This window comes from Actinomadura geliboluensis (genome assembly GCF_005889745.1).
GTDB lineage: Bacteria > Actinomycetota > Actinomycetes > Streptosporangiales > Streptosporangiaceae > Spirillospora > Spirillospora geliboluensis.
Genome location: NZ_VCKZ01000388.1, coordinates 1 through 8,552 on the forward strand (window position 1 = coordinate 1; position 8,552 = coordinate 8,552).

At 68.1% G+C, this 8,552-nt stretch carries 13 protein-coding genes; 7 read left to right on the plus strand and 6 right to left on the minus strand.

From position 1 onward, the window contains the following. Positions 1-614 (minus strand): hypothetical protein (locus ETD96_RS46175; protein WP_205719608.1); only part of this gene is annotated, 614 nt, incomplete at its 3' end. Between ETD96_RS46175 and ETD96_RS48430 the strand changes: the two genes are divergently transcribed. Continuing rightward, a complete protein-coding gene (locus ETD96_RS48430) occupies positions 585-701 on the plus strand; it encodes a DUF8189 domain-containing protein (protein WP_478209498.1) in 117 nt (38 codons plus the stop codon). The genes ETD96_RS46175 and ETD96_RS48430 overlap by 30 nt on opposite strands. Before the next feature lie 30 nt (positions 702-731). On the opposite strand, the gene ETD96_RS35825 is transcribed toward ETD96_RS48430, so the two are convergent. After that, the gene (locus ETD96_RS35825) at positions 732-1,226 is read right to left on the minus strand and encodes a GNAT family N-acetyltransferase (RefSeq protein WP_240808475.1); all 495 of its coding nucleotides are present in this window, start codon (positions 1,224-1,226) and stop codon (positions 732-734) included. A gap of 23 nt (positions 1,227-1,249) precedes the next feature. Then, positions 1,250-2,125: an NAD(P)-dependent oxidoreductase gene (locus tag ETD96_RS35830; RefSeq protein ID WP_138640911.1), complete on the minus strand. Its 876-nt coding sequence runs from the start codon at positions 2,123-2,125 to the stop codon at positions 1,250-1,252. Between the two features lie 97 nt (positions 2,126-2,222). On the opposite strand from ETD96_RS35830, the gene ETD96_RS35835 reads away from it, so the two are divergent. Beyond that, positions 2,223-2,564: a winged helix-turn-helix transcriptional regulator gene (locus tag ETD96_RS35835; RefSeq protein ID WP_138640912.1), complete on the plus strand. Its 342-nt coding sequence runs from the start codon at positions 2,223-2,225 to the stop codon at positions 2,562-2,564. Here ETD96_RS35835 and ETD96_RS35840 read toward each other — a convergent pair. Then, positions 2,551-2,991 carry an ATP-binding protein gene (locus ETD96_RS35840; protein WP_240808476.1) on the minus strand — a complete coding sequence of 147 codons (441 nt, stop codon included), beginning with the start codon at positions 2,989-2,991 and terminating at the stop codon, positions 2,551-2,553. The genes ETD96_RS35835 and ETD96_RS35840 overlap by 14 nt on opposite strands. A 171-nt stretch (positions 2,992-3,162) precedes the next feature. Between ETD96_RS35840 and ETD96_RS35845 the strand changes: the two genes are divergently transcribed. From ETD96_RS35845 to ETD96_RS45295, 4 genes are all read left to right on the plus strand, one after another. Beyond that, the gene (locus ETD96_RS35845) at positions 3,163-4,047 is read left to right on the plus strand and encodes a helix-turn-helix domain-containing protein (RefSeq protein WP_138640913.1); all 885 of its coding nucleotides are present in this window, start codon (positions 3,163-3,165) and stop codon (positions 4,045-4,047) included. Beyond that, positions 4,044-4,250, plus strand: coding sequence for a DUF397 domain-containing protein (locus tag ETD96_RS35850; protein ID WP_138640914.1), 207 nt, complete (start codon positions 4,044-4,046; stop codon positions 4,248-4,250). Before ETD96_RS35845 ends, ETD96_RS35850 begins: the two co-directional genes overlap by 4 nt. Before the next feature lie 161 nt (positions 4,251-4,411). Continuing rightward, the gene (locus ETD96_RS35855; RefSeq protein WP_138640915.1) at positions 4,412-5,440 is read left to right on the plus strand and encodes a hypothetical protein; all 1,029 of its coding nucleotides are present in this window, start codon (positions 4,412-4,414) and stop codon (positions 5,438-5,440) included. Further along, positions 5,440-5,589 (plus strand): hypothetical protein, encoded by a 150-nt coding sequence (locus ETD96_RS45295; RefSeq protein WP_171069389.1) that lies wholly within the window; start codon positions 5,440-5,442, stop codon positions 5,587-5,589. Before ETD96_RS35855 ends, ETD96_RS45295 begins: the two co-directional genes overlap by 1 nt. Here the strand turns inward: ETD96_RS45295 and ETD96_RS35860 are convergent, their stop codons facing one another. Together ETD96_RS35860 and ETD96_RS35865 are read right to left on the minus strand one after the other, a co-directional pair. Next, complete coding sequence (locus ETD96_RS35860; protein WP_138640916.1) at positions 5,590-6,075, minus strand: hypothetical protein; 486 nt, start codon at positions 6,073-6,075, stop codon at positions 5,590-5,592. It lies immediately after the preceding gene. A 226-nt stretch (positions 6,076-6,301) separates the two neighbouring features. After that, positions 6,302-6,877 (minus strand): GNAT family N-acetyltransferase, encoded by a 576-nt coding sequence (locus tag ETD96_RS35865; protein WP_138640917.1) that lies wholly within the window; start codon positions 6,875-6,877, stop codon positions 6,302-6,304. A 478-nt stretch (positions 6,878-7,355) separates the two neighbouring features. On the opposite strand from ETD96_RS35865, the gene ETD96_RS35870 reads away from it, so the two are divergent. Continuing rightward, on the plus strand, positions 7,356-8,471 hold the full coding sequence (locus tag ETD96_RS35870) for an MFS transporter (protein WP_240808478.1): 1,116 nt from the start codon (positions 7,356-7,358) through the stop codon (positions 8,469-8,471). Positions 8,472-8,552: the final 81 nt, after the last annotated feature.

Genomic DNA, 8,552 nt, shown 5'->3' on the forward strand with positions numbered 1-8,552 from the left:
CTGCTCGCGCAGCTCAAAGACCATACGGACCGCGCGTTCACGCAGCTCAACGGAGTACTTTCTCGGGGGTGCCATAGCCCCTCACCCTTCCAGGTTTCAGGGCCTCCACCCAACCCGGGGCGCTCCACTGGTCCAATTGGCAGGATCTTGGTCAGCATCGGCCGCTTCCGAATGGTGATGTGCTGAGGGTGGCGGGTGATCCGGCTGCGCATAGTTCGGCTGATGGCCGGATCGAGGTGTTCGTGCGTGGTGCGGACGGCCATCTGTGGCATGTCTGGCAGGTCGCTCGCGAGGGCAACTGGTCGAGTTGGGAGGATCTCAGTCGGCACCGTCCGCTCCCGAATGGTGACTTGCTGACGGTTGTGGGCGACCCGGTTGCTCATAGTTCGGCTGATGGTCGGATCGAGGTGTTCGCGCGTGGTGCGGATGGCCATCTGTGGCATGTGTGGCAGGTTGCGCGGGATGGTGACTGGTCCAATTGGCAGGATCTTGGTCGGCATCGGCCCCTCCCGAATGGGGCGTTGCTGACGGTGGCGGGTGATCCGGCTGCGCATAGTTCGGCTGATGGTCGGATCGAGGTGTTCGTGCGCGGTACCGACAATCACCTGTGGCATGTATGGCAGGTCGCAAGGGACGGCGACTGGTCCGACTGGGAAGATTTCGGCCCCTACCAACCGGCTCCAAATGGGGTGCCCGCCTGACGACTCCGGCGACCCGCTGGAGAAGATCGCCTAGACCTTCTCGGGGCGCGTTAGGTCCTTGACGTAGCGGTGGACGGGGACGTCGACGGTGCCGGTAGCGGTGGGGGCCTGGTAGGTGATCGGGCCGGTGTCGCGCCATCCGTGGTGCTCGTACATGCGCCGGGCCCGCGCGTTGCCGGGGACGACCGCGAGCCATGCTTCGCGGTGCCGTCCCCGGAACCGGTCTTCCGCGCTCCGCAGCAGCGCTCCGCCCACGCCCTGCCCGCGCGCGGACTGGTCGACGGCCAACTGGATCACCTCGCCGTCGTCGTCCCCGAGGATGATCAGGCCGAGGATCCGGCCGTCGTCCCCGGCGGCGACGAGGGTGGAGGCCAGGTACGTCTCGGCGCGGTCGGCGAAGTGGTCGGGGCCGCGCGCCTTCATCAGCGCCTCGGGGACGTGACCGTCGTGGCCGTCGTGCCAGGCCGCCCGCCACAGCGGCGCGAGCGTCGGCAGATCGGCGGGTTCGGCCGGTCGTACGATCATCATCGTCCCCTTCCCGAGACGCCCTAGGCTCCGCGGAGCAGCAGGTCGACCACGCCGGTGGTGCCCTCGTCGGGGTGGCCGTCGGCGAGGCGGCGTTCCATCAGTGCCATGAACGGGGTGAGGAGTTCGGGGCTGACCCCTTGCTCCTCGGCCGTGCGCAGCAGCGTCCTGTTGCCCTGCACCATCATGGCGAGGTTGGACGTCACGCCCAAGGTGTAGTCGCCGCTCTCCAGGTGCTCCGCCATGCCGTCCGCTCCGCCGGCCATGGCGGTGAGCCACTCGATGAGCAGAGGGGCGAACTCCTTCGGCGACGTTGCCCCGCGCGTGAGCGCGAACGCATGGGCCATCCCCGCGAACATGCTGGTCATCGCGCTCAGCAGCGCCACGTCGTGCAGTGCGGCCGAACCGGCGTCCTCCCCGACGTACTTGGCGGCCGCCGGGACGCCCAGCGCGTCGCGGTGCTCGGCGAACAACTCCGGCGACCCGCTGTAGAAGACGTAGGCGCCCGACTCGGGGACGCCGATCATCGGCGGCACGGCCATGATGCCGCCGTCCAGGTACCGGGCCCCGCGTTCGGCCGCCCATCCCGCGCGCTCGCGGGCGTCACCGGGCGTCCCGGTGGTGATGTTGACCAGGCCCTTGCCCGTGAGGTCGGCGTCCGCGAGGGCTTCGCCGACCGACGCGTCGTCCAGCAGGCAGACGATCACGAGGCCGCTCGCGGCGACGGCTTCGGCGGCCGTCGCCGCCGCCTTCGCGCCCTCGGCGACGAGCGGCTCGGCGCGGCTCGCCGTCCGGTTCCACACGGTCGTCTCGTATCCGGCGGCCAGCCACGCGCGAGCGATCGCGGCGCCCATCGCGCCGAGGCCGAGCACGCTGATCTGCTTAGAGTCATGTCCCATGCCGTCCAGGCTCGGCCCCGTCCGCGCACATGATCAAGTACGCACTTCGAAGTGCGTGGTTACCCTGACTTCAGCGACGAGGTCAGGGGACGGAACGATGCGGACGGCACAGCGGCCGGGGTCTTACATCTGCGGGATCGACGCGGCGATGGACGTGATCAGCGGCAAGTGGAAGGGGCTGATCCTCTGGGCGCTGAACGAGCGGCCCTACCGCTTCGGCGAGCTGCGCAGGGAGCTGCCCGGCGTGACCGAGAAGGTGCTCGCCGCCCAGCTGCGCGAGATGGAGCGGGACGGCATCGTCCACCGCGAGGTGTTCGACGAGGTGCCGCCCCGCGTCGAGTACTCGCTGACGCCGCGCGGCGTCTCGCTCAACGAGGCCCTGGCTCCGCTCGGCGCCTGGGGACGGGAGAACGTCCTCGCCCACATCACCCATCGTTGACGTCCTCGGCCGGCACCGTGCGGAACTCCGCCCACACGGCCGTGCCGTTCAACGACGGATGCGATCCCCAACTCTTGGAGAGCGCATCGACGAGGAACAGCCCACGGCCGTCCTCCGCGTACGAGTCGATGCGGACCTGCGGCTGCTTCTGGGCGCCGCCCTGGTCGAGGACGGTCACGCGCAGCACGTCCTCGCGGGCGCTCACCACGACGGTGACCTGCCCGCCCGTGCCGGACGCGGTGTGCTCGCACGCGTTGGCGACCAGCTCGTCCACGCAGAGGACGACGTCGGCCAGCGCCTCGCCGTCCACATGGGTCGCGACCCCGCTCACGAAGGCCCTCGCGACCCGCGCGGACCTCGGTTCGCCGGGCATCGTGATCGTCCCGAGCAACCGCAGGTCCCCGGACTCCGCCTCACAAGGCGTCATTGCCTCACTCCCTCCGGTAATCGACGCCCGCAAGCATGAATGCCCAGGTGAGAGCCCACAACCGTCTTCTTGAGAGAGGGAGGGCGGTCCGGTGGGAGAGGCGTAAAGCGGGATTTCCCGCTTGTTGGAAATCGCGTGACAGTCTGTGTCGAGTCCGTGACAATCAGTGTCATGGCGACACGACCCCCGACCGTTCGCCGCAGGCGACTCGGCGTCCAACTACGCAAGATCCGCGAAGACCGCGGCCTCACCCTCGACGGTGCCGCGGCCTACCTCAAGATCTCCGAGTCCGCTCTCAGCCGGATGGAGAACGCCCAGATCGTGGCACGAGTCCACGAGATCAACTACATCCTGATGATGTACGGCATCCAGGAGGACGACAACCTCAGAACCGCGCTGATCGGCCTCGCCACCGGCGGCCCCTCCCGCGACTGGATCCGGCGGCACAAGCTCCCGGGCAAGGGCCCGAACTACGGCGAGTACGTGATGCTCGAACAGGACTCGTCAGAACTGTTCACCTACCACGCTGACCTCATCCCCGGGCTCCTCCAGACTCCGGAGTACGCGCGCGCCGTCATGACGTCCGTTCCCAGCGCCAGCTCTGGCAACATCGACCAACTCGTGGCGTACCGCATGGCCCGCAAGGAGGCGCTGACGCGACCCGATCCGCTGGCGATCAATGCCGTGATCGGTGAGGCGTCGGTCTGCCAATGGATGGGCGGCAGAGAGGTGATGCTTGCGCAGCTCCGGTACCTGCTCGAACTCACCGAGTGGCCGAACATCGATGTCCGAATTCTCCCGTTCGCCGCCACCAGCAACCCCGGTGTTGACGGATCCTTCACCATCCTGCACGTTGAAGCAGGGAACTTCCCGATCGTGGTCGTGGACGGCTTCCTGCGACGGATCTTCCTCGATGAGGATGAAGGTGTCTCGGCGTACCGAGCGATTCAAGCGGAACTGAGCAGGGTTGCTCTCCCCCCGACTGAGACTCGCGAACGGATTGAACAGGCCGTCCGGGACCTGCGACCAGGCACGGCTGAGAGGACCAGCAGGTGACCCACTGGCGGAAGAGCAGTCACAGTGGCAGCTACCCCGAGACATGCGTGGAGTGCGCGCCGCTGTCCTTGGGGCGAGACAGTGCGGTGGGTGTTCGTGACTCGACCGATCCGGACGGCCCGCGTCTCGTCCTCGGCCGGACGGGATGGAGGGCATTGCTCGTGCAGCTCAAGGAGCGCCCGCGTCCGGGCGTCACGTCGTGATCGGCGTTTGCGACTCGACGGCCCCCGGATGGGCCGCGTCTCGGCTTGAGCCTGGAGGCGTGGGGAGCGCTGCTCAGTCATCTCAAGCGCAACGGGTAACAGTGTCCGTCCGGCAGCGGCTTTTCTTCGTTTCTGAGAACGTAAGTGCTTAAGATGAGCCCGTGACCGTCAAGCCCTCGTTCGACCCGCTTATCGCTGCGGAGGATCTCATCCTGCTGCAGACGCGGCCGGAGTTGCTGCACCCCGCTGCCGGAGTGCAGCCGGTGGGACCATTCGGCGGACGGACCCCCCGGGACGTCCTCTTCAGCCTTTGGAATGCCCCATTGTGGGCTGTTCTGCCCCTCGTTGTCGCCCCGTTGTACTGGCGCCAGCGGACGGCCACCTGGCCCAGGCGGTTCTGGCTCAGGCGGCCGGTATTCTGGCTCTGGCAGTGCTGGCTCAGGCGGCCGGTGTTCTGGGCGGTGATCGCCGGAGCGATCGGGCAGGTCGCGGCGGGTGCGGTGCTGGTCCTCGCGCCCGGCGGCGTCTTCGTGCTGTCGGGAGCGGTCGTCGTCGCGTTCGGTGTGCTGCTGGCCCGGTGCGGGCAGGGCCGCGCCGGCGCCCTCGCGCGGCGGCTGCACGGCTCCTATGTGCTGCCCGGCGACCTCGATACCGCCACGGCTGCTCTGCTCGGGCGGGTCCAGCAGGCGATCCAGGTGGTGCTGGCCGCGGAGGTCACCAAAGAGGGCCTGCTGGACGATCTGCGGAACTTCGTGATGTTGCCAGAGCAGAAGTGGGAGGTCGCCCAGATCTTGCTGGAGATCAGCCGCTTGTCGGAGGAGCAGCGGACAGCCCGCCAGGCCGGCCGAAATGCCGAGCTCGCGCAGGTCATGGGCCCGCAGGCCCAAGCGCTGAAGCTGGCCACGGCCTCGGTGACGGAGCGGATCGAGGCGATCGAGCGGTACGCCGAGCAAGTGAAGGCCGCCGATCTGGCACTCCTGCAGTGGAAGACCCTGCAGCGTTTGGCCGACAACAGCGACGCCTATGGTGAACTGCTCGCGCGGACCGTCCGGGACGAGCTGGCCATCGCGGAGATTGACGGGCTCACCGACGACGCGAAGCAGGTCGAGGAAGCGCTGCGCCGCAGCGTGGAGAAGGCGCGCAGAACCGGGCTCTCACTGCTGCCCGGCGGGCTGGCGGAGGCGGGCTGATGACGTTCCGGGACAAGAGCGGCAGGGCCGAGACGCGTTCGGCGTTGTCGCCGGGCGGTGAGGACTTGTTCGGCTGGATTCCGATCTGGTTGAACATCCTCGGCGGGCTGGTCCTGGTCGTCATGCTCTGCCTGCTGATCTTCCTCTGATCACAGATCCTGGATCGTCGTACGGAGCGGCTCGCCGCTGATCTTCCACCAGGCCGCGGCGAGGATCAGGGTGCCGACCGTCGCGAGCACGACCCGCCAGCCGGGCAGGCCGCCGGTCTCGATAATCGGACCGAGGGCGTGCTGGTTGAACATCCGCTTGACGTGGAGCTTGCCCCAGAATCCGAGCTTCGGCGAGATTGCGCTGGTGGCGCCGAAACCGAACCCGGCCTGATAGACCACTCCGATGGCGGCCATCCCCGCGGCGAAGACGCCGAAGGCCGCCTGGCCGACCGCGAAGACCCCGGTGGCGAGCTGGCCGATGGCGACGATGCCCCGCGCCAGCTGGCCGACAGCGATCATCCCGTTGGCGATCTGTCCGAAAGCGATGATCCCGGTGGCTTCCTGCCCGACAGCGAATACGCCGATGGACTGAGGGCCGATCGCGAAGACCGCCGGGGTAGCTTCGCCAACCGCCACAAGCTGCATGTGGCGAGCATAATGGAATCTTCTGCCCCGAGTCGGCAGGATTCGGCGTGGCCGCTATCAGCCATTCGCGCCCGGAGCGGCGTGCCGTGAGACGTGCGTGGAGTGCGCGCCCCCTGCCCTTAGGGCGAGACAGCGTGGTGGTTGTTCGGGACTCGACTGACCCGGTGGCGCCGTTGCCGCGCCAGAACCTGACCTACGCCACCGGCGTCGTCCGGCGGGCGGTCCATCACTTGGAAGTGGGCCATTCCTCGGCCAGGAGCGCGTATGTGAGGCCGTCGAGCCATCCCTTGGTGCGGTGGAGAGAGTCTCTCACCGTGTGCTGTTCGCGGCGCATCCCAACCCGCTCCATCAGCCGCCACGAAGGTTCGTTGTCGTAGAAGCAGTCCGCGTGCAGGCGGCGCAGGCCAAGACGGCCGAAGGAGATGTCGATGAGGGCGCGTACCGCTTCGGTGGCGTAGCCCTTGCCGCCGTAGGCCGGATCCAACGTCCACCCGAGCTCTCCTTGGACGCCTTTCGCCTGGTCAGCGACCTCCTCCTGGGCCCAAGCGTCCTGGACCATCAGCATCAGATCGCCGATCACCCGGCCGTCCGCTTCGACGATGAGCAGGTCTGCGAGCCGGTCCTCGCGGAGAAAACGCTCGCGGTAGTCGTCGTACGTTGTCGTGGCGGCCCCGACCCATTCGTGGACCTCCGGCAGTTGCCGGAAGACCCAGGTCGCGTCCAGGTCGTCGGGGGTAGCACGGCGCAACAGCAGTCGGTCGGTGGAAAACGGCCAGTCCAACGTGTCAAGAGGGTGGCGCATGGGCTTCATGCTGGCAGAGGGCCTGGTGCCACACCAAACGGATTACTGCTGCGGGAACTGACGGGACACCGAAGCGACCAGGGCTTCCGGAAGCCCGCGTTCTGAAGCCCCGACCAACGAGAGGCCGTCCCTTGAAGGCGGGTCAGCGATCGCCCACGAGAGTGAAGGCGAAGGCGAGCCTACGCGGCGCCGGCCGGTCCTCATGATGATCAGCCGGTCCGATGCCGCCCCATTCAGAGGGGGACGGCAGCCGGGACCGTGCGGTAATGGGCGGGCTTTTCGCGGGAATGCGACGTCAACCTCCGGTGGGCAGGATGACGGCGGAAACTCGCGAGAGCTTCGCTGATGACGGCTGTTGGGTGGGATGCGCTTTCACCGGCGTTTCTCCACCCACAGGACGGAATCGATGTCCCTAGCAGGTGCTGCCACGTCGCCCCGCTCGTCGACGGCAGGCTGGGCGGCGGTGCTTTCGGTGACGATGGGGATCTTCTCGATCGTCACCACCGAGATCCTCCCGATCGGACTGCTGACGTCCATCGGCTCCGGCTTCACCGTCTCCGACGGGACTGCCGGGTTGATGATGACCATGCCCGGATACCTGGCGGCGGTCGCGGCTCCCACGGTCACCATCGCCACGGCGCGGATCGACCGGCGGTCGATGCTGTGCGCCTGCATGTTCCTGCTGGCGGCGGCGAACTTCCTCGCGGCCGCCGCGCCGGGCTACTGGGCGATGCTCGTGTCGCGCGTCCTGGTCGGAGTCGTCATCGGCGGCTTCTGGTCGATCGGCGCGGGCCTGGCGGGCCGGCTGGTGCCCGCCGGCTCGACGCGCCGGGCCACCGCGGTGATCTTCTCGGCCGTCCCGCTGGGGTCGGTGCTCGGTGTGCCACTGGGGACGCTGATCGGCGACCTGGCCGGGTGGCGGGCCAGTTTCGCGGTGATGGGCGTGCTGTCCACGGCGGTGCTCATCGCGCTCGCCGTACTGGTACCGCCGCTGCCCGCCGAACGGGCCACGCGGTTGGACGTCCTGCGCGGCATGATCCGGAACGGCGGCACCCGGTTCGCGCTGCTGGCGACCTTCCTCGTCGTCCTGGCGCATTTCGCCGCCTACACGTATGTGACGCCCTCCCTTGAGCGGGTCACGCATGTGCCGTCAGAACTGCTCACGGTGTTCCTGCTGATCTACGGTCTCGCCGGAATCCTCGGCAATTTCCTCGGGGGCGCGGCGGTCGCTCGTCACCCGTACGCCGCTTTCGGCGTCGCCGGGTGTCTCATCGCGGTCGCCACGCTGAGCTTTCCTCTTCTCGGCCGATGGGAGGCGGGCGCCATCGCGCTGCTGATCGTGTGGGGCGTCGGCTACGGCGCCGTCCCGGTCTGCTCGCAGACGTGGTTCATCAAGTCCGCCCCGCACGCGCCGGAGGCCGCATCCGTGCTGTTCACGTCGTCGTTCCAGGCGACTCTCTCAACCGGCGCGCTGGTCGGCGGCATCGTCGTGGACCGCACGTCCCTCTCGACGGTCATGCTGCTCGGCGGGACCGCGGCGGCCCTGATAACAACGACCGTGCTCCTTCGTTCACAACGCACTAATGCCGTTTGAAGGCCGCGTAGAGAACCAATCGCTTGACCTGGGCTGGGCGAAGGGCGGCCGATCGTGCGCCGGGGGTCAGGGCCAGGTGGG